Annotated in this window: 32 protein-coding genes; 4 read left to right on the top strand and 28 right to left on the bottom strand. The window is 32.7% G+C overall.

Features of this window, described 5'->3' with window-relative positions:
• Positions 1-15 precede the first annotated feature (15 nt).
• The 7 genes from MOV42_RS01860 to MOV42_RS01830 form a co-directional block, all read right to left on the bottom strand.
• Complete coding sequence (locus MOV42_RS01860) at positions 16-852, bottom strand: hypothetical protein (RefSeq protein WP_324172122.1); 837 nt, start codon at positions 850-852, stop codon at positions 16-18.
• The gene (locus MOV42_RS01855; RefSeq protein WP_324172121.1) at positions 846-1628 is read right to left on the bottom strand and encodes a hypothetical protein; all 783 of its coding nucleotides are present in this window, start codon (positions 1626-1628) and stop codon (positions 846-848) included. Before MOV42_RS01855 ends, MOV42_RS01860 begins: the two co-directional genes overlap by 7 nt.
• Positions 1625-2305 carry a 23S rRNA (guanosine(2251)-2'-O)-methyltransferase RlmB gene (rlmB, locus tag MOV42_RS01850; RefSeq protein WP_324172120.1) on the bottom strand — a complete coding sequence of 227 codons (681 nt, stop codon included), beginning with the start codon at positions 2303-2305 and terminating at the stop codon, positions 1625-1627. Before rlmB ends, MOV42_RS01855 begins: the two co-directional genes overlap by 4 nt.
• Positions 2306-2335: 30 nt before the next feature.
• On the bottom strand, positions 2336-3151 hold the full coding sequence (gene rsmI / locus MOV42_RS01845; RefSeq protein WP_324172119.1) for a 16S rRNA (cytidine(1402)-2'-O)-methyltransferase: 816 nt from the start codon (positions 3149-3151) through the stop codon (positions 2336-2338).
• Entirely contained in the window at positions 3152-3352 is a 201-nt protein-coding gene (rpmE, locus tag MOV42_RS01840) for a 50S ribosomal protein L31 (RefSeq protein WP_324172118.1), read from the bottom strand. It lies immediately after the preceding gene.
• 106 nt (positions 3353-3458) lie between these two features.
• Positions 3459-4136: a 16S rRNA (uracil(1498)-N(3))-methyltransferase gene (locus tag MOV42_RS01835; protein ID WP_324172117.1), complete on the bottom strand. Its 678-nt coding sequence runs from the start codon at positions 4134-4136 to the stop codon at positions 3459-3461.
• The gene (locus MOV42_RS01830) at positions 4127-4534 is read right to left on the bottom strand and encodes a hypothetical protein (protein WP_324172116.1); all 408 of its coding nucleotides are present in this window, start codon (positions 4532-4534) and stop codon (positions 4127-4129) included. The genes MOV42_RS01835 and MOV42_RS01830 overlap by 10 nt, the downstream gene beginning before the upstream one ends.
• Before the next feature lie 37 nt (positions 4535-4571).
• On the opposite strand from MOV42_RS01830, the gene MOV42_RS01825 reads away from it, so the two are divergent.
• On the top strand, positions 4572-5789 hold the full coding sequence (locus MOV42_RS01825; protein WP_324172115.1) for a molybdopterin molybdotransferase MoeA: 1218 nt from the start codon (positions 4572-4574) through the stop codon (positions 5787-5789).
• Between the two features lie 10 nt (positions 5790-5799).
• Here MOV42_RS01825 and MOV42_RS01820 read toward each other — a convergent pair whose 3' ends face one another.
• From MOV42_RS01820 to MOV42_RS01795, 6 genes are all read right to left on the bottom strand, one after another.
• Complete coding sequence (locus MOV42_RS01820) at positions 5800-6381, bottom strand: 6-carboxytetrahydropterin synthase (protein WP_324172114.1); 582 nt, start codon at positions 6379-6381, stop codon at positions 5800-5802.
• A 2-nt stretch (positions 6382-6383) separates the two neighbouring features.
• Positions 6384-7145 (bottom strand): 7-carboxy-7-deazaguanine synthase QueE, encoded by a 762-nt coding sequence (locus MOV42_RS01815; protein WP_324172113.1) that lies wholly within the window; start codon positions 7143-7145, stop codon positions 6384-6386.
• Positions 7146-7148: 3 nt separating this feature from the next.
• Positions 7149-8114, bottom strand: coding sequence for a GTP 3',8-cyclase MoaA (gene moaA / locus MOV42_RS01810; RefSeq protein ID WP_324172112.1), 966 nt, complete (start codon positions 8112-8114; stop codon positions 7149-7151).
• A 4-nt stretch (positions 8115-8118) separates the two neighbouring features.
• Positions 8119-8787: a hypothetical protein gene (locus MOV42_RS01805; RefSeq protein ID WP_324172111.1), complete on the bottom strand. Its 669-nt coding sequence runs from the start codon at positions 8785-8787 to the stop codon at positions 8119-8121.
• 283 nt (positions 8788-9070) lie between these two features.
• Positions 9071-9244 carry a DUF6722 family protein gene (locus tag MOV42_RS01800; protein WP_324172110.1) on the bottom strand — a complete coding sequence of 58 codons (174 nt, stop codon included), beginning with the start codon at positions 9242-9244 and terminating at the stop codon, positions 9071-9073.
• 113 nt (positions 9245-9357) lie between these two features.
• Positions 9358-10698: a hypothetical protein gene (locus tag MOV42_RS01795; protein WP_324172109.1), complete on the bottom strand. Its 1341-nt coding sequence runs from the start codon at positions 10696-10698 to the stop codon at positions 9358-9360.
• Positions 10699-10923: 225 nt separating this feature from the next.
• On the opposite strand from MOV42_RS01795, the gene MOV42_RS01790 reads away from it, so the two are divergent.
• Entirely contained in the window at positions 10924-11382 is a 459-nt protein-coding gene (locus MOV42_RS01790) for an RDD family protein (RefSeq protein ID WP_324172108.1), read from the top strand.
• Positions 11383-11479: 97 nt separating this feature from the next.
• Here the strand turns inward: MOV42_RS01790 and MOV42_RS01785 are convergent, their stop codons facing one another.
• The 5 genes from MOV42_RS01785 to mnmG are packed head-to-tail and all read right to left on the bottom strand — an operon-like array spanning position 11480 to position 16939.
• Positions 11480-12424, bottom strand: coding sequence for a c-type cytochrome (locus tag MOV42_RS01785; protein WP_324172107.1), 945 nt, complete (start codon positions 12422-12424; stop codon positions 11480-11482).
• 9 nt (positions 12425-12433) lie between these two features.
• Complete coding sequence (locus MOV42_RS01780) at positions 12434-13648, bottom strand: cytochrome bc complex cytochrome b subunit (protein ID WP_324172106.1); 1215 nt, start codon at positions 13646-13648, stop codon at positions 12434-12436.
• 14 nt (positions 13649-13662) lie between these two features.
• Positions 13663-14193 carry a ubiquinol-cytochrome c reductase iron-sulfur subunit gene (gene petA, locus MOV42_RS01775; RefSeq protein WP_324172105.1) on the bottom strand — a complete coding sequence of 177 codons (531 nt, stop codon included), beginning with the start codon at positions 14191-14193 and terminating at the stop codon, positions 13663-13665.
• Between the two features lie 60 nt (positions 14194-14253).
• Positions 14254-15060, bottom strand: a complete 807-nt coding sequence (locus tag MOV42_RS01770; protein WP_324172104.1) for a hypothetical protein — start codon at positions 15058-15060, stop codon at positions 14254-14256.
• On the bottom strand, positions 15053-16939 hold the full coding sequence (mnmG, locus tag MOV42_RS01765; protein ID WP_324172103.1) for a tRNA uridine-5-carboxymethylaminomethyl(34) synthesis enzyme MnmG: 1887 nt from the start codon (positions 16937-16939) through the stop codon (positions 15053-15055). Before mnmG ends, MOV42_RS01770 begins: the two co-directional genes overlap by 8 nt.
• 88 nt (positions 16940-17027) lie before the next feature.
• On the opposite strand from mnmG, the gene MOV42_RS01760 reads away from it, so the two are divergent.
• Positions 17028-17711, top strand: coding sequence for a tetratricopeptide repeat protein (locus MOV42_RS01760; RefSeq protein ID WP_324172102.1), 684 nt, complete (start codon positions 17028-17030; stop codon positions 17709-17711).
• A gap of 8 nt (positions 17712-17719) precedes the next feature.
• The gene (gene ribE / locus MOV42_RS01755) at positions 17720-18331 is read left to right on the top strand and encodes a riboflavin synthase (protein WP_324172101.1); all 612 of its coding nucleotides are present in this window, start codon (positions 17720-17722) and stop codon (positions 18329-18331) included.
• On the opposite strand, the gene MOV42_RS01750 is transcribed toward ribE, so the two are convergent.
• The 10 genes from MOV42_RS01750 to MOV42_RS01705 form a co-directional block, all read right to left on the bottom strand.
• Entirely contained in the window at positions 18328-19080 is a 753-nt protein-coding gene (locus MOV42_RS01750) for a tRNA (5-methylaminomethyl-2-thiouridine)(34)-methyltransferase MnmD (RefSeq protein ID WP_324172100.1), read from the bottom strand. The genes ribE and MOV42_RS01750 overlap by 4 nt on opposite strands.
• Positions 19081-19082: 2 nt before the next feature.
• Complete coding sequence (locus tag MOV42_RS01745; RefSeq protein WP_324172099.1) at positions 19083-19529, bottom strand: hypothetical protein; 447 nt, start codon at positions 19527-19529, stop codon at positions 19083-19085.
• Between the two features lie 5 nt (positions 19530-19534).
• Positions 19535-19837 carry a hypothetical protein gene (locus tag MOV42_RS01740; protein ID WP_324172098.1) on the bottom strand — a complete coding sequence of 101 codons (303 nt, stop codon included), beginning with the start codon at positions 19835-19837 and terminating at the stop codon, positions 19535-19537.
• Complete coding sequence (gene luxS, locus MOV42_RS01735; RefSeq protein WP_324172097.1) at positions 19838-20344, bottom strand: S-ribosylhomocysteine lyase; 507 nt, start codon at positions 20342-20344, stop codon at positions 19838-19840.
• Positions 20345-20549: 205 nt separating this feature from the next.
• Positions 20550-21506, bottom strand: coding sequence for a thiamine pyrophosphate-dependent enzyme (locus MOV42_RS01730; protein WP_324172096.1), 957 nt, complete (start codon positions 21504-21506; stop codon positions 20550-20552).
• Positions 21507-21516: 10 nt separating this feature from the next.
• Positions 21517-22740, bottom strand: coding sequence for a 2-oxoacid:ferredoxin oxidoreductase subunit alpha (locus MOV42_RS01725; protein ID WP_324172095.1), 1224 nt, complete (start codon positions 22738-22740; stop codon positions 21517-21519).
• 2 nt (positions 22741-22742) lie between these two features.
• Positions 22743-23135, bottom strand: a complete 393-nt coding sequence (locus MOV42_RS01720; RefSeq protein ID WP_324172094.1) for a 4Fe-4S dicluster-binding protein — start codon at positions 23133-23135, stop codon at positions 22743-22745.
• 10 nt (positions 23136-23145) lie between these two features.
• A complete protein-coding gene (locus MOV42_RS01715; protein WP_324172093.1) occupies positions 23146-23703 on the bottom strand; it encodes a pyruvate flavodoxin oxidoreductase subunit gamma in 558 nt (185 codons plus the stop codon).
• A gap of 68 nt (positions 23704-23771) precedes the next feature.
• On the bottom strand, positions 23772-24422 hold the full coding sequence (locus MOV42_RS01710; RefSeq protein ID WP_324173044.1) for an HAD family hydrolase: 651 nt from the start codon (positions 24420-24422) through the stop codon (positions 23772-23774).
• Positions 24423-24434: 12 nt separating this feature from the next.
• Positions 24435-25715, bottom strand: coding sequence for a DUF2130 domain-containing protein (locus MOV42_RS01705; protein ID WP_324172092.1), 1281 nt, complete (start codon positions 25713-25715; stop codon positions 24435-24437).
• Positions 25716-25722: the final 7 nt, after the last annotated feature.

The following is a 25722-nucleotide window of genomic DNA, read 5'->3' as shown; positions in this document are numbered from 1 at the left end:
TAGCGAAAAAAAACTTTACCTTGAGCCAATGGGTGTAAGAACTAAATCATCTCTAATATTTTTAAGAGTATAAATATCAGAAATTTTCAAATAATAGGTATTTTCTTTCATACTTAAAATCATTTTACTTCTTCTTCTATCTCTTTTTATAACTTTTAAAAGATGCATAGAACTGTCATAATAAGCGATATATGGATACCAACTATTTCTTGGTGATGAAGTTATACGAAGCTTTTTTATATTTGAAACATCTACCCACTTTGCATATAATGAGCGTTTTAACTTAATCTCCATGTCTTCTTCTAGGATTTCAACATTTAATCGTCCATCTCTCATATCAATGATATATGTCCACTCTGTTGGATTTTCACGATCTATATCTACAATACTACAACCACTTTTTGCTAATTCATTTTGTAAAATACGTGGATCCGTTGCATACTCAGAAGTAAGAGAAATCGTCCATGTAAACTCACTGTTATCAAGGTTTGACTCTTTAGTAACATATCTATAATAACCTATATTTCTAAGAGTATCTCCCATAATTTTGACAAAAAACAGAGGTGAACCACTAGTTTTAAAATGCAAAATCAATTCACTTGGTTTTTTAAAGAATAAATTTAAAAGACCATTTTCTTTTAAAGTTTGGGTAACTTTTACAGCATCTATTCTCTCTCCCACATAGTATTGGGAAGAGGGAGTAAAAAGAATATTTATATAGGCTTTATTTTGCTCATATACTTGTGGCTCTATAAAAGTTTGAATTTTTTGTGTTAAAGCATCTATCTCTTTTGTTTCGTCTGCTATTGTAGCAGATATGCATAAAAGAAAGACAAAAAGAAGCTTTACCATTTACTTCCTCTATTTAATTCCTTAAACTCTTTAAAACTTATTTTTGAAATTTTAGAATCTTTATATAAAAGTCTTATATTTAATTTATCTGTAAATTCTGTCACTTCTCCATTTATTGCTATTTCTACATAACCATGCCCAAGTGTTAAAATCCAATCTTTCTCTGGATCAAGGTCAAGCTCATCAGTAAATAACTTTTGATTTTTCTTATATGTTGACAAATCTATATAACCTAACCAAAGCTGAGATTTAGGAATAATTTTAAAAGATTTTTCCACTTCAACAACTTCTGGTTCTGTCAAAACAATTTCTAAAGTTTCATTTTGATCTTCAACTGTAATACTTGCTTCAATATTCTCTCTTGCACTCTCTATAGCTCTATTGTCAAGAGAATGAGATGAAGTTTTTATCGCCGCTGTTGACGACAATTCTAAGGTAAAGAAAACTGCTACTACGAAGATAAGAAGAGCAATCCCAACATAAATTAAAGTATAATTTTTCTTCTTTTTTGCTGCAACAAAAACTTTTGTATTTTCTGGGGTTTCTTGAACTTTAACTTCTTCTACTTTAAAAGCTAACTCTGCTTTTTCTTTTAAAGTACTTAAATCCATTCCATATTCTCTCTCAAGTATAGAAATAAAACCTAAGGCTTGGATTTTTGTCATATTGTCAAAATTTTCATATAAAATAGCATTAGCATTATGTCTAGCTATATGTGTTTGCTCATGTATCTTTTGCGCACCAATACTCTTTAACTTGTCAAATCCATTACTCATATTCTCATCCTATCCATCAAAATAGCTCCTGCCACACTAACATTTAAAGAGTCAAACTCATGTGACATTTTTATACTAACAACCTCATCTAATTTAGAAATTATACGAGAACTCAAACCTTCTCCTTCACTTCCTAAAACTAAGACTCTTTTTTCTTTTATCTTTGTATTCCTGATATCATGTCCCTTCATATCTGCACCATAAACGCAAAAACCAGATGTTTTTAAATCGTTTATAACATCATAAATATTATGCTCAATTGCCAAAGGCATATCAAATAATGCTCCTGTGCTTGTTCTTAAAATAGGTTCAAGATTTAAATTCTTTATACCACTTACAACGATTCCATCAACGCCCATAGCGTAAGCTGTTCTCACAATAGCACCTATATTGCCAACATCCGTTAATCCTGAAAGTATTAGCACAAAATTTTTATCTAAAAATGAATTCATTGAGTGTGGAATATAATCATCAACTTCCGCCAAGATTCCTTGATGAGAAGCATTTTTACACATTTTGCCTGCAGCATCTGAGGGGATACGCTTAACTTCAAAATTCATCTTCATTAATCTAGAGTATTCTTTTTTTTCTATCTCTTTTGCGAGGTACAAAGTTTTTATTTTATTTGGATAATTTTTTATTATATAATTGATTGGTTGTTTTGCATAAATTAACATGAAGACATTTTAGCTAAAAAAGTGTTTATTTTAAAGTTTTAACAGTCTTTGATAGCAAGATTTACTGTTTTCGCCTGTTATTTTGCAGATGAGCTTTGCTTGAACTTTTTTTGGAAGGTCAAGTTCTAGTATATCACTCTGAGAAACGGCACTGCTATTTTGAGCAACATCAGCTTTTATAACCACTACCCACTCTCCTCTAAAATTACCATCTATGGTTCTTAAAATCTCGCCAGCAGTTCCGTAAAAATAGTTTTGAAATTTTTTGGTTAACTCTTTTGCTAAAAATATTTTTCTTTCACTCTGTTCTTTTTCTATCTCTAACAAAAGTTTTTCTAAGCGATGCGGAGATTCATAAAGTATGGTTGTAAAACCACTATACAATGCACCTTGAAGTGAAGCAACTCTATTTTGACCTTTATGAGGCAAGAATCCCCAAAAGAGCATCTTTGTCTCAACAAAACCACTTGCTACAAAAGCAGTTAAAAGTGCATTTGCTCCAGGAAAGACATCATACTCAACACCATTGTTTTGTGCATACTCTACCAAAAGTTGTCCTGGGTCACTTATACCTGGCATCCCAGCATCTGAAGCATAAACTACATTTTCATCAAAAAAAGATATTTCTAAATTTTCTATAAAAGCTTTTTCATTATGTGAATGAAGAGAGATAAATTTTTGATTTTCTTTAAAGATTGTGTTGTAGCGTTCTTTTAAAATGTGTATAAGTTTTTTTGTAACGCGAGTATCTTCGCAAAGTAGAACATCCGCTTCGCTTAAAACTTCAATAGCTCTAAGCGATATATCGCCAATATTTCCAATCGGAGTTGGAACTAATGTTAACAACTATTTTTTAGCGTAACGCGCGTTAAACTTCTCAATTCTACCAGCTGTATCTACCATTCTTTCAGAACCTGTGAAAAATGGGTGACATTCATTACAAATATCGATACGCATTGCGTCTTGTTGACTTTTTGTTTCAAAAGTGTTTCCGCATGCACAAGTTACAGAACAAGTTACTAAATTAGGGTGAAGATCTTTTTTCATTTTTTTGCCTTTTGATATACGATTTGTATGCGTACATCTATATATTTTTTAAATCCGTATGGGTGCAGATTTTTAGAACTGAAATTATATCAAAATTTATCTTAGTTTACAATATTATCTTACTTGCTATTGCCACAACAGCACTTTCAGAGCGAAGAACCATTGGAGTATCAAGTCTAAAAGTATCTTGGGTCTGAAAAAGTTCTCTCTCATTATCAGAAAAACCACCCTCACAGCCTACTAAAACTCTTTTAAAATCACTTGTTTGTGTTAAAGTTTTTTCACAAAAATCAAAAACTTTTGTATCTGGAAATTTTTCTAAAAAAACTTTTATATTTTTATATTTGTCAAGTTCTACAAAACTACTTCTTCCAGATTGTTGCATAGATGCTTCTAAAATTCTATAGAATCTATCAAAATCTAACTTGAAATTTTTTTGACTTCTATCACAAGATATAAAAGAAATTTTATCCACTCCAATCTCACTTAAACTTGGTAAAACTTTTTCTATGGACTTGGCATCTATCACACACCAAGCTAGATGCAGACTTTTTTTAGCTTTTACTTCTTTTTCTTTAGAGTTTACTAGGCTTAATGTAACCCTTTTAGCATCTAACTCTACTATCTCATAATTATATAAACTCTTCATTTCATTTGGATTTCTAAAGTCAAGCCTATCTCCAAGAGTATGACGACGAACTTTTACAAGGTACTTATGAAGTTCCCCTTTAACAACAAAACTATCTTTTGAAGCCTCAGCATTTAAGATATATATCAAATCCACATCCAAATTGATATAGAGAGTGTTAAAAATATTTCAATAGCAAATATTTTATATGCATCTGGTTTATAATAATCAAGTGCATAATCATCTTTTTTGTCTAAACGCTGAAGTGTTTTAGAACGCTTATTTTCTAAGACTATCAAAGCAATTGCAAAAATTATCATAATAATATTTTCAATACTAAAGTCTAGATGCTTAGATGCCATCATAATAACACCCGTAAATATAACTGTTCCAATCGTTGTTATACCAAAAGGCATAAAAAGCAACATAAATCTTGCATATTTTTTTATATCTTTTGCTCTTAGTAGCATCCAAAAGTGGATGAAAATCATTCCTAAAACTCCAAAAACACCATAGTTATGTGTTACAATACTCATATCATACATTTCATTCATGGTGGAATATTACTACAAATCAACTAAAAGAAGAATTATGGAAGTTACAATAAAAGAAGCACTTGAAATAATATACAAAAATTCTCAAAAAAAATCATTAAAAATTTTGCCAATAGAATCAGCATTAGGTTTTGTATTAGCTCAAGATATTGTTGCAAGTCATAATCTTCCTCCCTATGATAACTCAGCAATGGACGGCTACGCTGTGAAGAGCGTAGATACTGGTAAGTGTGTAAAAGTTGAACATACTATTTTTGCTGGTGATAACTCAAATGAAGTATTAGAAAATGGCTATGCAATTAAAATCATGACAGGTGCAAAAATTCCTGATGGGTGTGAGCTAATTGTGCCTAAAGAAGACACAAAGGAATGTGAAAATGGAGTAGAGTTACCTCAAAATCTAACTCTTGCTAGACATATAAGACTTTGTGGAGAAGACATTAAAAGTGGCGAAACACTTTTAAAAAGTGGAGACAAGTTACAAGCTCATCAAGTTACTCTTTTAGCATCTCAAGGCATTAGCCATGTAAAAGTATATAAAAAGCCTGTTATTGCTTTATTTGCTTCTGGGAGTGAGCTTAAGATGCATTTTGAGAGTGTAGAAGCTTATCAACTATATAACACAAATACACCTGCACTTTCTTCTAGAGCTTTAGAGTTTGGATGTGAGGTTGATTTTATAGGAACTGCAAAAGATACTTTAGATGATTTAAAACAACATATAAAAAGTGCTTTAAATAGTGACCTTATCATCACTTCTGGTGGAGTTAGTGTTGGAGATGCTGACTATACAAAAGAGGCTTTTGGTGCTTTTGGTATGCAAACATATTTTGACAAAGTACAAATCAAACCTGGGAAACCTACGACTTTTGGAACTATTAATGATACTTTAGTTCTAAATCTTCCTGGTAATCCACTTGCTGCATCTTTAAATTTTGAACTTTTTGCTCAAAGTATTATTTTAGCACTTAGCGGTAACACAGCTAAATATATAAATCCAATAGATACAAAGATGAAGAATGCCTATAAACTTAAAAAAGGACGCATAACTTTAGTACCTGGTTTTTTTGATGGAACAAGTTTTGAAGCATGTGAAAAGTTTGCTCCAGGAATGGTTAGTCCATTAGCATCTTCAAACTCATATATCATGATAAATGAAGATGTTGACTTTATCGCATCTGGAGATAGTGTGAAAATCATTTCTATTAGATGGAGTTTTACTTCTAAAGAAAAAGTGAATTTACTTACAAACTAAAAATATTAATTTAGACTTCTTTAGGATTTATAAAACAATCACCTTTTTTTATCTTCTCCCACAGCTTAGAATCCACCCAGTCATTTTTAACTTCATATGAAAATATTATATCTTCAAGCTGTATATAACCCATCTCTTTTGAGTAAGCATCTTGGTTAAAAGCTTGAGCATAACCTGTTTGTGTTTCGTGAACAATGACACTGTTTAACTTGACTTCTTTTTCACCATTTACACATGATGTTAGTTGTAAAAGTCTATCTATCATTACAAAAAATACACGAGAAAACTGCTCACATGAGGGAGATACTGGAAGCTCAACCCATCGAGTGGAATGTTTTTTCATATCATCTTTATATTCTTGTGTATCGCCACTCCAAATAGCAATGCTATGATCAAAACTTTCTATTAAAGCTTTCATATTTTGCTTCATAAGTCCAAAGTCATAAACCATTTGCCCATTATCTAAAAAGTTAGATTCAAAAAGAAGTTCTACTCTATAAGAGTGACCATGCAAAGAACTCCTACATTTTACAGTTGAACAACCTCGAACTATATGAGCGTTTTCAAATTTAAAAAGTTTTCTTATTATCACCTTTAAACTCCTTTATTTATATCCCATATTCTTATATGAAGTCTATCAGAAAAATTATAACCTTTTGCTTTGCAAAATTCTATAAGAGCAGGTGTATTTGCTTCAACATCTTCCTTGTTACCACCCAAAGGCATACAGTATACTTGCGTAGATGCTGAGTGCATTAAAATACTCTCTATCTCTTCTTCAAGCCCTAAAGTTATAGACTCAGCATCTATACTAAACTTAAAAAAAGCCTCTCTTGCGTTTGTAGCTATGGAGTAAATAACATCTCCTTTAACTCTTTTTTGCAGCTTTTCCTCTGAGTTAGAAAGTTTTACAGACAAAGCAAAAACAGACTCTTTATAGATAGGATATTTTTCAAAATCTATGCTTATAGTAGCATTTGTTTCAAAGGTAACTCTATGACCTTGTTTATGAAGTTTTTGCAAAAATTCTAAAAATATTTTATTATTTAAATTTAAAAGAGGCTCTCCTCCTGTTAATACAATATCCACAGGTCGTAAAGGTAAATCGTAAATATTTAAAATATTTAAAAGTTCTTGTGCTTGATTTATAACTATCCAGTTTTTAGAAAAATGCTCTTTATTTACTGCATAAACAGTATCGCAACCAAGTATCGAAGTTCCATCAGATGCTGTTTCTTTGCATCCAAAACCTTCACATTTAAGGTTGCATCCACCAAAACGAAAAAAGACAGATGGCGAACCAACATATCGCCCTTCACCTTGAATGGAGTAAAAATGTTCAACTAAATATAGCAACTACTAGCCACCAGTTTCATAAAAAGCACGACTTGAAACTTCAGCGTCATCTCCACCCCAGCGATTTTTTTCAGGCTTTGTTCTAATAACTTCCTTAAGTACTTGCGTTGCTGCTTTTATATCGCCTGATTTTATAGCCTTTGAAATACTGATGGCTTCATCAAAGTAAAGACAAGGGATAAGATTACCCTCTGCTGTAAGTCTTATGCGGTTACATTGTTTACAAAAGTCATCTTCATAAGGCTCGATTAATCCAAATCTATAACCATCTTTCATTGTAAAATAATGAGAAGGAGAAGAGCCATCAAAGCCATCATCGCTAAACTCATACTTTGTTCTTAAAATATTTAAAAGTTCATCAGATTTTAAACCTGTTATCTCTTTAGATGCAAAAGAATTTTCCATATACTCTATAAATCTTATGCTCATTGAACGCTTTTTACAATACTCTAAAACATCTATGATTTCATCTGCATTTACATTTTTCATCGGAACCATATTTACTTTAACTTTTAGTCCAACTTTTAGTGCTTCTTCAACACCAGCAAGTACATTTTTTAAAACATCTTTTTGTGCAATATCTTTTGCTACTTCAGGTTTTAGTGTATCGATGCTTACATTTATGCGCTTAAGTCCTGCATCTTTTAACTTTTGTGCCGTTCCTTTTAACAAGTAAGCATTTGTAGTCATTGCTAAATCTATACTAGGCTTATAAGTATAAATCATATTTATAAACTTATCCAAATCTTCTCGTAAAAGTGGCTCGCCACCAGTAATGCGAATCTTGTTCACGCCTTCATCTATAGCTATTTTCATGAATTCAAAAAGTTCTTCAAAACTTAGTAGGTTCTCTTTTGGAACCCATGAAAATGGTTTTTCTGGCATACAGTACTGGCATCTAAAGTTACATCGTTCTGTTACTGAAACTCTTAAATAGTCTACTACTCTGTCATAAGAATCTATTAACATCTATCTACTTGTTTAATATGTTTATTTTTAAGGCTTTAAATTCTTCATCAGTAACTATGCCTTTTTCTTTCATCTCGTAAGCTTTCATAATCTCATCTGTTTTAGAGATATTTTGAGCAGGAGGAGGAGTTACTTTTTGTGGAGTTGCAACAGGGATGACAGCAGGAGCTACAGCTTTTACTTCCATTGATTCTGTCTCTGTTGACTTTACAAATTCTGTAATAATATTCTCTGTTGATTCTTCTGATGAACCAGCAAGTCCTGTTTTAATTATTTCTTTTGAGCCAGTAGTATTATCAACTTGTTTAAAATCAACTACACCATCCTCAGAAGAACTTAATTTTAGGTAATAAGTCTTTCCTACTGCCAAATTCATCTCTAGTACTTGTTCTGATATTTCTTTTTTTGTAGCTGAAATACTCATAGCTTGAGGCTTCAAATTTAAAACTATATATTCACCTTCTTTCATTCTTTGCATATATGGTTTATTATTTATACGGATACTATACTCTGGATCGCTAGCATCATCATCTTCTGTTATTTGTGAAAGTGCATAAATGTAAACTAAAGAAGCTTTATCAAGTGGCTTTTGAACTTTAAAAGGTGTTTTGCTTCCACATGCTGTGATAAGTAAAAGCATGGCTAAAAGTAGTAGAATTTTGGTAATTTTCATAAGTTTCTCTTTTATTTAATATTAGAGAAATTATATCATAAAGAGTTTTGATTGATATTAATACATTTGAAAACTTTAGTTAGTCATTTCACCTGCATTTATACCAACATAAACTATAGTTGCAATAAAAAAAGCAATAGTTGCGATAACAATAAATTCCATTATAAATCCTTTAAGCTTTTTATTTTAGTGGCGTGAATGTTTTTTATCTAGTTTACTTATTATATATATGGTTAATAGCACACCTGCCAATAAAAATAATGTTGCGATTTCTAAGCTCATGTCATTCTCCTTTTTTTATCAAAACAGCACCTACTGAAAATACAATAAGTACTATTAAAATAGCTAAAATACTTATCTGTTCATCTTTTATCATAGGTGTAATTATTGCTAAACCCAGAATTATCTTGGATATATCATATAAATATTTACCTGTTTCAGTGTACAGTTTTTTCATGTAACAATTATACCATAAAGAGTTTTGAGTAAAATTAATGTAAGAAGATATTCCCACGCTTTGCGTGGGAATAAAGTTTTGCGATAAATCGCGTCTATTAAGCTAAATGCTTACTAGAAGTTGTAACGAGCCCAAACACGGATTTTGTTTTGATTGTCTTCTTTATCAATAGTACTATTAACTTTTGACCAAGAACGATTAACCCAAGCAGCGAAGTATTGAATACCACCAGCTTTTACTTTATAGATTAAGTCAAATTCAGAATAATCAGTCTTTTCTCCATTTCTATTTAATCTGTTTTTTTCACCAGCACTTGTAGCAGCGTATTGAGCAATGATTTTACCATAATCGCCAGTGTTATAAACACCTTTAATCATGAAAGTATTTGCATCTAAAGAAATTGCATCTTGATTATATACCATTTGAGTATATAAAGGTGTCTTAATTCCACCAGTGTTAACGATTGCTACATTGTGCTTACTTTTATCTCCATCAACTGAAGTATATGCTAAACATAATGTTAATGCATCTATAGGTTTTAAACCAATTTTTGCACCAAATGCAGTAGTGTTAGCAAATTTAACAGTATCAAGTTTGCTTTCTGGCATAATTGAGCCAGCTTGTAATCCAACTTTAAGACCCATCGGTAAATCTTTACCAGCTACTTTAACATCTACCCAAACAGCGTCTGCACCAATATCACTATTAGGAACTAAACTACCAGCTTGCCCATCCACTTTAGATAAATTATAGTAAGAAGCAGTAATCGCAGTCATAGGAATAGATTTATTTTGAACAGTCAACATATAAGCAGAACCAGCCACTTGTGTTTTACCAGTAGAAGTTACAACACCTAAGTTAGACATTTCACTTAAACCATTACCTGCAGATTTAGTACTTGCACCAACTGCAGCACCAACTATTGTAGTATTTGGGATATCAGAATTTACTATTAAGATAGATTCAAAAGTATTTTTGAATACATTCCAACCTTCAGTAAAAGCTAATGGAGAAAGTGATTTTGGAAGTTCTTGACGACCAATTTTTACTGTAGTATTTCCAATCTTCTTAGCAATAAAGATTTTTGTTAATGCTAAATCATCAGTAGTCTTACTTGCTCCAAATTCCTGTGTTACAGGAGCACTACCACCAAGTTGCTTAACACCAGTATCACCAACTAAATTTCTATTTAAACCAGCCGTACCTAAATAAGTGATTTGAGAGCCAAAAGTAAAGTTATTTTTAAGATCAGCATTTAAATTTAATTGAACACCAACATTTGCTACTGAGTTATCTTGATTAAATAATGATGTATCACCCTTACCATTATCAGAACCAGTTTCATAATAAACTACTGCTTGACCAGTTGTTACTATATCTATACCTTTGTCAGCTGCCATTGCAGATGTAACAATTAACGACGCTGCCGCTAAAGAAACTAAAGTTTTTTTCATATTAATTCTCCTGTTTTATTCAGCACTAAAACTTTGATAAAAAAGTGATAGTTGCTTCTAACGTTTATTATACAAGGAGATTTTTTAAATTAAGTTTAAATTATACATATTATTTGCTATTTGTTTACTTTTGATGAGTATTTAGCCTAAAATGAGTGAATTGTCATTCAATTCTTTGAAATTTTATAATATAAAATCAATATCTAATTTGCTATAATCTTCTTTATGAGATTTAGAAATATTAAAAATAAACAAAATACCGATAAAGTCAAACCAAAATATATACATGCTAGCGTTGTAAATAGAATCAAAGCCTTCATTACTGACATGTTTATGATATATATGCCTGTAATGTTTATAGTTACCTATGTTATAGTAAGTGGTAAAGATGCTCTTCAAGCTTCAGAGTTTGCACCACTTCTTGGAACTCTTACTTATGGTGTTATATATAGTATCTTTTTAAGTAAACTTGGACAAACTCCTGGGAAAAAAGCTTATAATTTAAAAGTAGTTAATGCAAAAACTGGGGAATACATTGGATTTTTTAGAGCGATGTTAAGATTTGTAGCATTTTTATTTACAGCTACTACTATTTTAGGTTTATTCGTTTCATTTTACACAAAAGACAGAAGAGCTTTACATGATTTAGTAAGTGGAACTTTAGTAGTTTTTGAAAAAGATTAGAACTTATTTAAGGTTCTAAGCGAAAGGAATGTCTGGCACTAAATGCCGACACCACCGTTGCTAAAGCAAAAGTGTGGTGCGTTCCTTTCGCATTTAACTAGTGCAAGTCTTTCCAAACTTGTTTTTTCCACAAGAAAGCAAATAGAGCGAAGATTAGAGTATAAAGCATAACTTTCATACCTACGGATGCTCTTTCATGGCGTTTAGTATCTCCAGAATCTAACATATACTCAACGATTTTATCCATACTATCAGCTGTTATACCAACACGAGGCATAGAAGTTCCTGGCAAATGACTTTGAGGATTTTCAACAAAAGTTTCTATAAACTCTTGTGAACGAGAACGAATATACATACTTAAATCTGGTGGTAATTTACCCATATAAGCTTTAAGTGAATCTTGATACTCTAATACTTTAATATCAAAAGCTAAAGAGTCTTTTTCATGTTTAAATGTTGGTTTAGTACCAATTTGAGTCCATTTTTCATAATTAACAGCATGACATCTACCACAAGCATTCTCAAATGCCATAACAGGTGTTACTTCAGACGGACTAACAGCAATTGACTTAAGATAAGCTACCATATCAGCTATTTCTTGGTCTATATCTCCACCCATTCCGTAAAATGCTACCATTGGGTGCATCTGACCTTTAGCTTCATCAAACTTATGCTCAACATTTAAAGCATGTGCAGGGTTTTTAATCAAGTCTGCTAGAAATTTAGCATCGTAAACTACACCAGCATTACTTAAATCTGGTGGATTCACACCATAACTCTGAGCTGCCATAACTGCATCCATAGGGGCAGGAACACCCTCTGCAGTTATAGAGTGACAACCTGTACAACCTGCATTTGTTACTAACTCTTTTCCATTTGCAACATTTCCTGTTTTTGTAATCTCAGGTAAATCTGCATATGTAAAATTTTGACTCTCTACTTGCTTGTGCATTTCATGATGAGCAAAAGGCTCAACAAGATAATAAGTTACAAGCGAAAAGAATACAACGACTGCTAATATTAATGGTTCTTTATTTTTCATCTTATCTCCCTATAACTTTTTTTCAAATGTTGTAATAATTGGTAAAATTACCCACATAGCAACAAACAATATAGCCGAAACTAAACCGATTTGACTAAATATACCTTCTGGAGGTAGTTTACCCATAGCTGTAAGAACAATCATGTTACACAACATTACCCAGAACCATATTTTAAATAATCCACGACGGTTTGCAGGAACAGCATTTGGACTTCTATCTAAGAATGGTAAACCAACGAAAATACCTTGTGCAAAAGCAAATAATACTAAACCAATATCAATAGAAAAAGGACGAAGAATCTCATAAGACCATAAAAAATACCACTCAGGATAAATATGCGCAGGAGTCTTAAGTCCATCAGCAGGGTCAAAGTTTACAGGATCCATAGCGAAACCATAGTTGTAAAATACAAGATAGAAGAAGAAGATTAAATAAATTCCAACAACCATCATATCTTTAGACATAAAGTCATTTGCAAAACGCATAACTTTACTTCCTGCTTTATCGCCAGCTAAATATTTTTTAGACTCAACATCAAAATCAATCTCTTCCCCATCTTGATTATTAACATGAGGAATTCTTAATGCTGCAAAGTGAAGACCGATAAGACCTAAAATTGCGATAGGTACTAGAAGCACATGAAGCATAAAGAAACGACCTAAGAATGCTTGAGCAGGAACATAATCCCCACGAATCCACTCAACAAGTCCATCAGCGTGTAAAGAACCACCAGAGAAAAGGTTAGTAATAACCATACCTGCCCAGTAACTCATTTGACCCCATGGTAACATGTATCCTGAAAATGCTTCAGTTGAAAATGCAATAAATAGTAACATTCCCGATAACCAAATCATCTCACGACCTTTTTTATAAGAGCCGTAGTAAATACCTGTAAACATGTGAATATACATAATTAAGAAAACAACAGATGCCGCAACACCATGAACATGTCGCCATAACCAACCAAAACCAACTTCTCGCATAATAGTATAGTTTACACTATAAAATGCGCCCTCAACAGTTGGTACATAGTACATCAATAAAAATATACCTGAAACTAAAAGAAAAACGAAAGTGATTACAAGAACCATACCCATCGCCCACAAGAAGTTTATATTTTTTGGAATCCAATATTCGGATGCCATAACTTTTTCAACTTTTTCAATTGCCAATCGTTGGTTTAACCAATCTTTAACACTTGTTGCCTTTGTAAAATGTGCCATTTACTCTCCTCTTTTTATAGCGTAACGCCAGTGTCTTTCATCGTCTGGAATTCTGGTCCAACTTCACCTAAAACCAACTTATTACCATCTATTCTAAATGGAGGTATATCCAAGCCACGCGGTGGTGGAACTTTTTTAACCAATCCAGATGCTTCAAACTGTCCACCATGACATGCACATAAAAAATCATTTTCAGCTGGTCTAAATGCTGGAATACAGCCTAAGTGTGTACAAAGACCAATAGCAACCATATAGTTAGCATCGCCAATTTTAATATTTCTAGCCTCAGCAGCTTCGTTTCCCTTTTCTTGTTCCATAACTGCTGCAGATTTTTTAAGTACAAAGATTGGTTTCCCTCTCCATTTCTCTGTAACCATAACACCCTCTTCATATATACTCATATCAAGAGTTGTAAAACCTGCTGCCTTAACGCTTGGAAGTGGATCCCAACTACTTTTCATTGCAACCAATGAACCTACTGCACCTACTGCCGCAACGGCACCAAATGCTTTCCCCATAAAACCTCTACGGCTACTGTTTTGCATATTTGCTCACTTTAGTGTGAATTTTAAAAGCTTATTATATACTAAATTACTTTTAAGTAATCATAAATTTAAGTTTTCTTTTATAAATTTATAGGTTTGAACGCTGTTTTGTTGCACTTTGTAATAGTTATGATTGTCTATAGATTCGAGTATTATCACAAGTTGCTTTTTATCATAACCTTTTACAACAGGGATATTTAGTTTATCAAATATTTTTTGATATTTACTAGTATAGTCCTCTCTTTGAATATAGATAGGTTTTCCACCAGATGCAAGATTTTCTAAAACAGCCTGAGGGGATGGTGTGATTAAAATTTTAGATTTTGTTATTAGCTCATCATAATCTTCAAACTCATGATGCCGAGGAAACTTTTCTCTTAACATATCTTCATAATCTAAAAAATAATAAAATCCTAACTGTAAGTCTAAATCTAATCCATTAAAAAAAGAAAAATTTTTCTCTAAATCTTTTTCATAATCATCATCGCCAAAAAAGAGTGCAATTTCAATGGTTTTATCATATTTTTTAAAATATTTATCATCTACTACTACCATATCATTTTTGATATGCACAAAAGATGAAAAAAAATGTTTCATATCTTCAAGCATTATAGGATTTGCTTCATCAGAATCAAAGATTAACTTATCTCCTTGATTTGCAATATGTGGAATATTTCTAACAACATCAATCCCTACACTTTTCTCAATCCCAAAGTCACAAGCAACTTGTGCTATACGAAAATCAGAACATAAAAGTGTTATATCAACATCTTTAAAAAGTCTAAGTATCGTACACGCTCTTCTAAACCTATCTAAACCTATACGATGACCTGTATGAACATAGTAGTATATTTTAGGATTATGCATTTTTCTCTCTTTTTTGTGCAATTTTTATATAAATATGAAGTATCTCTATTGCTGCTGGAGTTATTCCGCTTATTTGCATCGCAGCTTGAAGAGTTGGAGGGTTAAAAGTTTCAAGTTTCTCTACTATTTCATTAGATAATCCACTTACTATTTTAAAATTAAAACCATCTGGTATCTTAATTTTTAAATATTTTTTCATTCTTTGTATTTCTTGAGTTTGTTTTTCAACATAACGAGCATATTTTCCTTCTACGAAAATTTCTTCTTTTATGTAATCATTATGAATACCCAACTCAGGAACTATTTTTATCATCTTTGCTACATCAAATGATTTCCTAGCAACTAACTGTTGAGCAGTAGAAATATCTTTTATCGGAGCTTCTCCCATTTCTTCTAAGACAGCTATAAACTCTTTATTTGGAGTGAATTTTGTGTTTTCTAAAAGTAAAGCACCTTCTTTAATCTGCTTGTTTTTTAACTTAACACCCTCATAAAACTCATCACTTAAAAGACCCAAGTCATGCCCATAATGACTAAGTCTAGTATCTGCTGATTCTTCACGAAGTAAAAGTCTATATTCCGCACGAGAAGTAAACATACGGTAAGGCTCATTTGTTCCTTTTGTTACCAAGTCATCAATTAAAACACCTATATATGCTTCATCTCGTCTAAGAACGAGAGGTTCTTTACCTTGAAGTGATAAAGATGCATTTATACCAGCCATAAGGCCTTGTGCAGCAGCTTCTTCATAACCAGTTGTTCCATTGATTTGTCCAGCTAGATATAATCCGCTAATTTTTTTAGTTTCTAGTGAGTGTTTAAGTTCTCTTGGATCTACAAAATCATACTCTATTGCATAACCATAACGCACAATCTTTGCATTCTCCATACCTTCTACTGATTGAATCATTTCTCTTTGAACTTCTGGAGGTAAAGATGTACTCATGCCATTTATGTAACACTCAGTATTGTCTATTGTTTGTGGTTCTATGAAAAGATGATGTCTATCTTTTTCACGAAATTTACTTACTTTATCTTCTATACTTGGACAATATCTAGGGCTTTTTCCTTCTATCTGACCTGTAAAAAGTGGTGCTCTATAAAAATTTGACTCTATGATGTTATGCGTAGTTTCGTTTGTATAAGCTATGAAACATGGAAGTTGTTTTTTTGTAGCACGAAATTCTTCACGAGATGTTCTAAAACTAAAAGGACTTGGAAGCTCATCTCCGCCCTGCTCTGACATTACACTAAAGTCGATAGTTGAACTATCTATTCTTGCACATGTTCCTGTTTTTAATCTTGCCATACTTAAAGAACAATCATTTCTCAAAGAATCACTAAGACCAACACTTGTCTGCTCACCAAAACGACCGCCAACCTGTTGAACTTCACCAATATGAATAATGCCTTTTAAAAATGTTCCACTTGTAATGATGACTTTTTTTGCACTGTATTCATTTAATAGGTCGGTTTTTACGCCTGTTACTTTTTTTTCTTGGATAACTAAACTTTCTACCATTTCTTGAGCTAAATCTAAATTTGGAGTATTTAAAATAGTATTTCGTGCAATGACTCGGTATTTATCCATATCAATTTGAGCACGACTTCCACGAACGGCTGGACCTTTTGTTTGGTTTAATATACGAAACTGTATTCCAGCCTCATCAGTTATAAGTCCCATTTCACCGCCAAGTGCATCTAACTCACGAACTAGATGCCCTTTTGCTAAACCACCAATTGCAGGATTACAACTTGTTGCTCCAACATTTTCTGCTAACATTGAAATCATTAAAGTTTTGTTACCAATTCTCGCAGATGCTAGGGCTGCTTCTATACCAGCATGACCACCACCAACTACTATTACATCATAATTCATTTGTAATTTCCTTATTTAAATCGAATTTTATCATTTTTCAGTATGATTTGCATAATATATAAAGATTACTAGAGGTATTTAAATAATCATGATAAAAAAAGCACATGAAGCATATAACAAACAAGACTTTAAAACAGCATTTGAGCTTTATACAGAGTTAGCATCTACAAATGCAGACGCTATGACATCTTTAGGTTATATGTATCAAAATGCCATAGCTTGTCAAAAAGATGATAAAAAAGTAGTTGAGTACTATGAAAAGGCAGCCGAGCTTAAACAACCTTATGCCATTTTTAATTTAGCTATTTTATATATGAATGGTTTATGTGGTGTAGAGCATGACCAGTTTAAGGCTCATGAACTTCACATGCAGGCAGCAGAGTTAGAAGTTCCACCTGCTATGTATGAAGTAGCTCTTATGTTAGAGCGTGGTCTTGGGTGTTTACAAAATTACTCAGAAGCTGCTTTTTGGTATGAAGAGGGAGCAAAAAGAGGACACCTTGAGTCTTTTAATAATCTTGGTGTTTTATATAAAGATGGTCATGGGGTAGAAGTAGATGAGGCTAGATGCTTCCTGTGTTTTGAAAAAGCAGCAAATGGTGGAATCGGAGAAGGTTTATATAATTTAGGTCAACTTTATGATCAAGGTTTTGGATGTGAACAAGATCATGACAAGGCACTTGAATTGTGTAGAGAAGCCGCTTATAAAGGTCACGCGAAAGCCAAAGAAATCATCAAGAACTTGCAAAATGATGGTAAAATAGTTTTTTAGGAGAAAGTATGTTTACAGGTTTAATAAGAGAAATAGCAACTGTTAAGAGCTTCGTTGGAAGTGAGTTAAGTATCAGGTCTAAGTACAAAGCAAAGCTTGGTGATTCCATAGCCATAAACGGTGCTTGTTTAAGTGTTGTAAAACTTACTGGTGATGGCTTTAGTGTAGAGCTTTCTCCAGAATCACAAAAGCATCTAGTCTTAGAAAATTTTAAAAATGAAGTACATATAGAACCTGCCATGATGATGGGTGATAGATTTGAAGGACATATAGTTCAAGGGCATATAGACGCTATTGGAACGATAAAAGAAGTAAGAAATAGTGGAAATTCTTTTGATATCTTTATAAGTGTTGACAAAAAGTTTATTCCTTATATTGTACCAAAAGGTTCTATTACTATTGATGGGGTAAGTTTAACTGTTAATGATGTGAATATCGATAATTTTAGACTAACTATCATACCCATTACAATGAGAGAAACACTCTTTAAAAACTATAAAAAAGGAACAAAAGTAAATATAGAAACAGATATGTTTGCTCGTTATGTTTCACACATAATCTCTCATCAAAAAGGTACTCTTAGTTGGGATGAAGTAGATGCTATAAGCGCTAGGTATTAATCCCTAAGAGGCTTTGCATCTGGATTACAAGATATTTTATGAGGCATATCAACTTCTTTAAAATTCTGTAATTTTTGTATAGATGCCAATGTTGAAACTCTTATATTCTCAGAACTATTTGTATAAACATTAAAACCATTTTGCCAAAGAGCTAGTCTAATTGCTAAAGCAATAGAGTAAGTTGTTAAAACCCCATCTTCCTTCATAGCTTTTTTTATATCTGCAAAATATTCTAAAGTCCAAAGTGTCGGATTTGCACTCGGTGAAAAAGCATCTTGATAGACTATATCAAACTTATTTGTAAATTTTCTAACATACTCTCTAGCATCTCCTACAAAAATTTCTATATAAAAAAATTCATCTTCATAAACTCCATCTTCACAAAGCTTATAAATAATCTCTTTTAAATCTTCAAACTCTTTTGGATAAGTGAAATTTTTTAATGAAGAAAGAAGCATGGCATCTAACTCTGGCGAATAAATATTTAATTTTGAAGTCAAAGAGTTTTTTTTATGATAATAAAGAGTAGCTAAAGTGTTGAAACCTAAACCATAACAAATATCTAAAATATTTATCTCATCTTTATCTTTCACCTCACTAAAAGCAGGCAGAACATGCTTTAAAAGTGACTCATTTAAAGCTCCATCTTCTGTTGAATGATAATGCTCGTCATACTCTTTAGAATAAGCGGTATATGTTCCATCTTTGCTTAAAGTAATAGCGTGTAATTCATTGTTAAAAGATGGCATTTCTAAAGACCGTTACCCCACATATGCATCTTCTTAGCCACAATCAAATCATAACCTTCTATAATATCTATCTCATTTGCAGAACGAAATTCCATTTCTTGTAAAAGTGATTTAGTTTCTTCAAGGTTTAGGTTACCTTTTTTTTCTATTATGATAACATTTGCTGCATTTGCAAGAGTTAAGTAAGAGAGTTTTAAAATCATTTTTTTATTTTCATGTTTTGAAAAAACATCTTTAAAAATAACCGTATCATGTTCTCTTGGTCTTGCACGAAAAGGTTCTGAAAATTTTAGGTTGTCTTCATCGTATAAAATAACACTTAGTTCCCCCTCTACTTTGTTCATCAGAGAAGATAAAAGTTTAGTTACTTCATCTTCTTTTGTGCAAACTTCTAAGTAGTGATTCCCTGGTAAGGGAGTAAAAAGTTGGGAAAACTGTTCTAAATTCATAATATTTAGTAAGCTAAATCGTGCAGTTCTTTAAATAAATATGCTTCAACTATAGCATCTATACTTGTTTGAGTATGTGCTACTAAAACCATCATATTTACTTCCATAAAAGGCCAAACATATTCATTGTCATTTGTAACCACTACACACTCACTTAAATTTTCAAAAGCATCTTTTTCTTTTGCGTGAAGTACTTCAACCAACTCACCTTCTTCAACAAGTATCTGAGTCCAAATTTTCACATCTTCAAGTTTGGTTAATGCGGCTTCTTGGACTTCTTCTGAGTCCATTGGAAGTAAAATATACATCTATTGGTCTACTTTTGACAAATCCAAAGCTAGAGCATCGTTATCCATTATGTCAATGTCTTTACGAAGAATGGTAGATGCTATATCTTTTGCATCTGAAAGAGAGTGCATTTTGTAAGTTCCACATTGGTAAATATTTAATTCTGGTATATCTCGCTGTTCTTTAACATTTAATATATCTTTCATAGAAGCTTCCCATGCATCTGCGACTACTTCTTCATCTGGTGTACCAAGCACACTCATATAAAAACCTGTTCTGCATCCCATTGGCGACAGGTCAATGATTTCAGTATTTTTAGAGTTTAAATGATCTCTCATAAAACCAGCAAACAGATGCTCTAAAGTGTGAATACCTTCTGATGAAAGTACTTCTTCATTTGGTTTTACAAAACGCAAATCATAAACTGTAATGTCGTCTCCAGATGGAGTTTTCATTCCCTTAGCACGACGAACTGCAGGAGCAGGCATGATTGTGTGGTCAACTGTAAAAGAGTCTAATAATGGCATAATATAATTTCCTTGATTTTATTTCATATTTATTGTTGATATTGTAGCAAGATTAAATTTAAAGTTATTGAAGTTAAAAAATTATATAGGAAAATCTAAAAAGTTTTAGATTTGGTGTAGATTGTGTTTAACTCAGACTAAGGCTAGGCTAATAGCCTGCCGTGTCTGAGTTAGACGCAAGATGCGCCTAAGCTAAAAGCTTTTTTTAAACTTTAGCTTCTTCACGGCGTTGTAGATACGCCCAGTTAGCATCTACTCTTTCTTGCCACTCTTTGATTAAGTACTTATACTCATCTTTAAAAAGGTGCTTGAAACGCCCTTGCGCTGCTAAATACTCTTCAACAGGCACAACATTTTTAGGTCTATAAGTGATATTCCACTCTTTACCTTGAATCACTTCATAAAGTGGGAATACTAATGAATCTGTTGATAAATCAGCTAAATGCATAGTATCTTTAGGATCAAATTTCCACTCAGTTGTACAAGGAGAAACAGCATTTATAAATGTCGCACCCTCTGTTGCAAAACCTTTTTGGATTTTTTTAATCATATCTTTCCATTTATTTGGAGAAACTTGTGCTGCATACGGAATATTATGTGCTGCCATGATACCTAACATATCTTTTTTATTTCTTTTTTCACCATAAGAGATTGAGCCAGCAGGTGAAGTTGTAGCAGATGAACCAATAGGAGTCGAACTTGAACGCTGACCACCTGTGTTTGCATATACTTCATTATCAAGAACAACATACATCATATTATGATTTCTTTCCATACAACCAGAAATCCACTGAAAACCAATATCGTAAGATGAACCATCTCCACCAAAAGCTACAAACTTAGGTTTACGATCTGGTTGCTTTAAACGACCTTTTGTTTTAAGTGCATTATACATTGCTTCTGCACCTGAAACAGCAGTAGAACTATTTTCAAAACCGATATGAATCCAAGAAGCATCCCAAGATGTATATGGATAAACAGCTGTACAAACTTCTAGACAGCCAGTTGACGCAGCTAATACTAAATCATCATTTGTTGCATTTAAAACTTCACGAACGATAATAGAGTGAGCACAACCTGGACATAAAAGGTTTGCACCTTCAAATCTATCAGCAGAAGTTGAGAACTCTTTTAAATTTTTAATTTTTTTCATTTCACTCATTTTCTTCTCCTTATAAGTATGCTAGTTTCGGTCCACGAACACCGATAAACTGTTGTTGTTGAGTAGTTATTTTACCAGCATCTGCATTTGCTTGAAGCTCAGTATAAAGATCTACCAAATGTTTCTTAGTTAAATCACGACCACCTAGACCATAAACATATCCAGAAAGTAATACATTTGAATCTGTATTTATCAACGAACCAGCAACCTCATTAAACATTGCTCCTGCTGCACCATTTGGAGATGAACGGTCAAGAACTGCTACTGCTTTTATATCTTTAAGTGCCGCTCTTACTGCCATAAATGGGAAAGGACGAATTACACGAAGACCAACAACACCAGCTTTAATGCCTTTTGCCCTCATCTCAGTTGCAACTTCACGAGCTGTTTCAACTGAAGTACCTAAACAAAATACTGCTACATCTGCGTCATCCATATCATAACACTCAACTTGGTTATATTGACGACCAGTAAGCTTTGCAAAATCTGCAAATACTTCATCAATTTTAGGGCTTACTTTTGTCATAAGGTCATTATGTTGACGAGCTTTATGCTCAAAGTGCCAATCTTCTTCAGTTTGTACACCATGAGTTACAGGATGTTCAAAGTCAAGCATATCATTCATCGGTTTATAAGTACCAACAAAATTAAATGCTGTGTCATCATCCATAGTTTTTACACCCTGAGCTGTATGAGATGTCATAAAACCATCTTGATTTACAACTGATGGAAGTCTAATGTCATGGTCTTCAGAAACTTTAAAAGCAACGAAGTTTAAGTCATAAGCTTCTTGTGGAGAAAAGGCACCTAATTGTATCCAACCAGAATCACGAGATAAATACATGTCAGAGTGATCACCATTAACATTTAGTGGTGCAGCTAATGCACGATTTACAAGGTTAAGAACTATTGGTAAACGCATACCAGATGCTTGGTAAAGTGTTTCTACCATAAGAGCGAGACCTTGAGAAGACGTAGCAGTTGCAACACGACCACCAGCCGCAGAAGCACCAATACATGCGGACATAGCTGCATGCTCAGACTCAACCATTACAAATTCACCCTCAATATAGTTATCAGACTTGAATTTTGCATAACCTTCAACTATAGGAGTTGATGGAGTAATAGGGTAAGCTGCAACAACATCTACTTGACACTGTCTTAGTGCTTGTGCCGCTGCAAAGTTACCATCCCATACTTCTATATCGATTAATTCCATTTTATCAAATGCCATTACTATTTCTCCTCATCTTTTGCAGGCCACGAAGTGATTTCTGCTTCTTCTTGGGCTTGTTCTGGGAACATTATAAGTGATTTTGGATTTGTTGGACAAACCTCAGCACAAATTCCACAACCCTTACAGTGGTCCATATCTATACCAACCATTTTTTTATCTCTTGATATAATTGAAACATCTGGACAATAAATCCAACAAAATTGACAGTCAATACAGTAATCTTTGTTAAATATTGGCTTAATTAATCGCCAATCAGCAACACTTGCTGTATATGAACTACTTTGTGAGTAAGAACGATCTTCTTGACTAGTTGCAGCAATGTCCGTAATGCTTCCATCGAATGTACGAAGCATAGCTCCGATTTCAAACTCATCCCATCCTTTTTTCATCATCATAACTCCTTTACTTTACTTCGTCATATGCGCGTTGAATTGCTAGCATATTACCATCAATAATTTTCTGTGGTAATTTACCTAAAACTTTTTTCATGCTTTCTTTAAAAAATTCTATATCATACATCCCAGAAATTTTCATAAATGCACCAAGCATTGGTGTATTTGGAATCGCACGACCAATAGTTTCTTGAGAAATTTTAATACAATCAACAGTATAAACTTCTTTTCCTTCTAGTTTTGGTTGAGCTTTAATTAACTCTTCCGTACTTAAGTGAGAAGTAATAATATATTTTGTATTTTCTTTACCACTAATAGTAACATCAGTAGTAAGTGCTAAAGCAGGATCAATAACAAATACATAATCTGGTTCCATATATTTTTCATGATTCATAATAACTTTATCATCAACACGATTGTAAGCTGTCATTGAAGCTCCACGCTTAGCAGACCCGTAAAAGGCAAAAGCTTGTACTTCTTTTCCAGTTGTAGAAATAACATTCGCTAAACCTTTTGCACCTGTTACAGCACCTTGACCAGCACGACTATGCCATCTAATTTCTAGCATATATTCTCCTTATTTTTATTGTATAAGAATTTTCAGTTCTAATGTAGGGTATTTTAGAGAAGTTGCTCTTAAGAGTAGTTGAAAGTTGTTGTATTCTTTAAATATTTAATAGCTTTTAATGAATCACTAAATATTATATTTGTATGCTCATTTAAGGCTTCATAATTACCGTAACCACTTAAAACTCCGATTGAGTTGACCTTTGCATTTTTAGCAGAAATGAGATCTAATTTTGTATCCCCTATCATCCAAATATCCTCATCTTTAGTATCTAAAGCTTCTAAGGCTTTTAATATTGGTTGGGCATCTGGTTTTGGATATTCTACATCTTCTCTACCTATTAATACTTCAAAGTATTTCATTAGGTCAAAATACTCCATTAAAACTTTAGAATATTTTCCTGTTTTTGTTGTCACTATTCCAAGTGTTGCAAATTTATATGCCTCTTGCACCGCTTCTTTAGCATCTTTTAAAAGTGTCGTTTTAAAGGTAGATATTTTTCTATATTCTTCTTTATATGTAGCAACAAAATCCCAAACTTTATCTTTATCAACACCTAACTTAACGTACATAATATCAAGAGGATAACCAATAAGAGCCATTATCTCTTCATCAGCGGGGCGAGTTGTTTCGTGAACATCAAAAGAGTGATGAAAGGTACTAACTATAGCATCTGTAGAATCTATAAGTGTCCCATCTAAGTCAAAAAGTATAATCATTCTTTTTTGCATCTATACATCTTCCTCATCACTATAAGGTAATTCCAAAACCTTAACATTACCTATAGCGTTCCCTGCTATACCTTTTATGGAACCATACATACCAATAGTATTGTCAAGAACTTTTTCTATCTGCTTATCTCTTTGTTTCCAAATCCTAGCCATTGAGCGTTTTTCAGTTTCCAAGTCAGTTTTCATGGTTGTAAAGCCTTCAACTATTGCTTCTATCTGCATACTAAACTCTGCACTTGTTAAATAGCCATAGAGCAAACTCATCTTATCTGTTTTATTTTCTTCACTTTTTTTAGCGTGATTTATTTTGATGACACCATCTCTTAACACAGAAGATAAGCCTTTAAACTCTTCAAAAGTACAAACCCAAACACCATCAACTAAACCCATTCTGTCCAAACTAGATGGTAAAACCTCTGTTACTAAAACGCCAATATCTACACTCTTTTCTCGCATATCTGCTTTAAACTTTTCTATCCAAGTTTTTTGAAAATCTTTTGTGCGTTTACTCTCATAATAAATCTTTCCACAGTTTTGAACCTCCCTAGTATGCACGATTTGAATACAATCAGCACCTCGAGCTCCTTTTTTAATCTCCTCTATCACATCAAAAGGATACTTATCCGCAAGATATTCTTCTATCGCCAACTCTTGAACCTCACCTTGGAGTTGCATACTTCCTTGTTCTGCTTTTCGTTGTGCTATTTGTAATTGTTCTTGAAGCTGTTTGAGTTGTTCTTCTTTTTGTTTTAACTTAAGTTCATTTTGTTCATCTGAAGCTTTTTTAATCGCCTGTTTTTCAACTTGCAGTCTTTGCGTTAAAGCTATCTCTGCTTCTGCTTGAACCTTTGAAGTTATCTCTTCTTTTTCTCTTTTTAATTTCTCTATCTCAGCCTTAGATTTATTTAACTCTTTTACTTGATCTGACTTTTCATCAAGCTCTTTTTTTAGTAGTGCAATAGACTCACTCTGTTCCTCTTGTAACTCTTTTTTTATACTCTCTTGAAGTTTCTGTTTTTCAATTTTTAGTTGTAGTTGTGTAGCCTTTTTAAGTTCTTCATCAAACTTCTCTTGTTGTTCTTTGATGGCTTCTTCTTGAACTTTTAAAGTATCAAATGCTTGTTTATACTCTTTTCGTTTAGCTTCTACTTCATCTCTTAGTTTTTTTTGTTCAGATATATTTTTTTGTTTTAACTCATCTTCTAACTGATGATAAAGTATATCGTTTACATCTATGTCTGTGTTACAATTCGGGCATTTTATAGTTGTTTTAGTTGGCATTTACTTA

It is taken from the genome of Sulfurimonas sp., assembly GCF_029027405.1.
GTDB lineage: Bacteria > Campylobacterota > Campylobacteria > Campylobacterales > Sulfurimonadaceae > Sulfurimonas.
Note: the sequence above shows the minus strand (reverse complement) of the source record. Positions and strands in the feature narration are given on the sequence as shown.

Excerpts from the sequence above, each read along its gene's own strand:
- rpmE (WP_324172118.1), bottom strand. The coding sequence starts at position 3,352 with ATGAAAAAAGATCTTCACCCTAATTTAGTAACTTGTTCTGTAACTTGT.
- MOV42_RS01800 (WP_324172110.1), bottom strand. The coding sequence starts at position 9,244 with ATGAAAAAACTGTACACTGAAACAGGTAAATATTTATATGATATATCC.
- luxS (WP_324172097.1), bottom strand. The coding sequence starts at position 20,344 with ATGCCATTATTAGACTCTTTTACAGTTGACCACACAATCATGCCTGCT.
- MOV42_RS01785 (WP_324172107.1), bottom strand. The coding sequence starts at position 12,424 with ATGAAAAATAAAGAACCATTAATATTAGCAGTCGTTGTATTCTTTTCG.
- MOV42_RS01830 (WP_324172116.1), bottom strand. The coding sequence starts at position 4,534 with ATGAATGAAATGTATGATATGAGTATTGTAACACATAACTATGGTGTT.
- MOV42_RS01725 (WP_324172095.1), bottom strand. The coding sequence starts at position 22,740 with ATGGCATTTGATAAAATGGAATTAATCGATATAGAAGTATGGGATGGT.
- MOV42_RS01745 (WP_324172099.1), bottom strand. The coding sequence starts at position 19,529 with ATGAATTTAGAACAGTTTTCCCAACTTTTTACTCCCTTACCAGGGAAT.
- MOV42_RS01730 (WP_324172096.1), bottom strand. The coding sequence starts at position 21,506 with ATGAGTGAAATGAAAAAAATTAAAAATTTAAAAGAGTTCTCAACTTCT.
- MOV42_RS01805 (WP_324172111.1), bottom strand. The coding sequence starts at position 8,787 with ATGAAAATTACCAAAATTCTACTACTTTTAGCCATGCTTTTACTTATC.
- MOV42_RS01705 (WP_324172092.1), bottom strand. The coding sequence starts at position 25,715 with ATGCCAACTAAAACAACTATAAAATGCCCGAATTGTAACACAGACATA.
- rlmB (WP_324172120.1), bottom strand. The coding sequence starts at position 2,305 with ATGTTAATTTATGCAAAACAACCAATCAATTATATAATAAAAAATTAT.
- MOV42_RS01855 (WP_324172121.1), bottom strand. The coding sequence starts at position 1,628 with ATGAGTAATGGATTTGACAAGTTAAAGAGTATTGGTGCGCAAAAGATA.
- petA (WP_324172105.1), bottom strand. The coding sequence starts at position 14,193 with ATGCAAAACAGTAGCCGTAGAGGTTTTATGGGGAAAGCATTTGGTGCC.
- MOV42_RS01760 (WP_324172102.1), top strand. The coding sequence starts at position 17,028 with ATGATAAAAAAAGCACATGAAGCATATAACAAACAAGACTTTAAAACA.
- MOV42_RS01770 (WP_324172104.1), bottom strand. The coding sequence starts at position 15,060 with ATGCATAATCCTAAAATATACTACTATGTTCATACAGGTCATCGTATA.
- MOV42_RS01780 (WP_324172106.1), bottom strand. The coding sequence starts at position 13,648 with ATGGCACATTTTACAAAGGCAACAAGTGTTAAAGATTGGTTAAACCAA.
- MOV42_RS01740 (WP_324172098.1), bottom strand. The coding sequence starts at position 19,837 with ATGTATATTTTACTTCCAATGGACTCAGAAGAAGTCCAAGAAGCCGCA.
- MOV42_RS01710 (WP_324173044.1), bottom strand. The coding sequence starts at position 24,422 with ATGATTATACTTTTTGACTTAGATGGGACACTTATAGATTCTACAGAT.
- MOV42_RS01790 (WP_324172108.1), top strand. The coding sequence starts at position 10,924 with ATGAGATTTAGAAATATTAAAAATAAACAAAATACCGATAAAGTCAAA.
- mnmG (WP_324172103.1), bottom strand. The coding sequence starts at position 16,939 with ATGAATTATGATGTAATAGTAGTTGGTGGTGGTCATGCTGGTATAGAA.
- MOV42_RS01860 (WP_324172122.1), bottom strand. The coding sequence starts at position 852 with ATGGTAAAGCTTCTTTTTGTCTTTCTTTTATGCATATCTGCTACAATA.
- MOV42_RS01825 (WP_324172115.1), top strand. The coding sequence starts at position 4,572 with ATGGAAGTTACAATAAAAGAAGCACTTGAAATAATATACAAAAATTCT.
- moaA (WP_324172112.1), bottom strand. The coding sequence starts at position 8,114 with ATGTTAATAGATTCTTATGACAGAGTAGTAGACTATTTAAGAGTTTCA.
- MOV42_RS01715 (WP_324172093.1), bottom strand. The coding sequence starts at position 23,703 with ATGCTAGAAATTAGATGGCATAGTCGTGCTGGTCAAGGTGCTGTAACA.
- MOV42_RS01795 (WP_324172109.1), bottom strand. The coding sequence starts at position 10,698 with ATGAAAAAAACTTTAGTTTCTTTAGCGGCAGCGTCGTTAATTGTTACA.
- MOV42_RS01750 (WP_324172100.1), bottom strand. The coding sequence starts at position 19,080 with ATGCCATCTTTTAACAATGAATTACACGCTATTACTTTAAGCAAAGAT.
- MOV42_RS01720 (WP_324172094.1), bottom strand. The coding sequence starts at position 23,135 with ATGATGAAAAAAGGATGGGATGAGTTTGAAATCGGAGCTATGCTTCGT.
- ribE (WP_324172101.1), top strand. The coding sequence starts at position 17,720 with ATGTTTACAGGTTTAATAAGAGAAATAGCAACTGTTAAGAGCTTCGTT.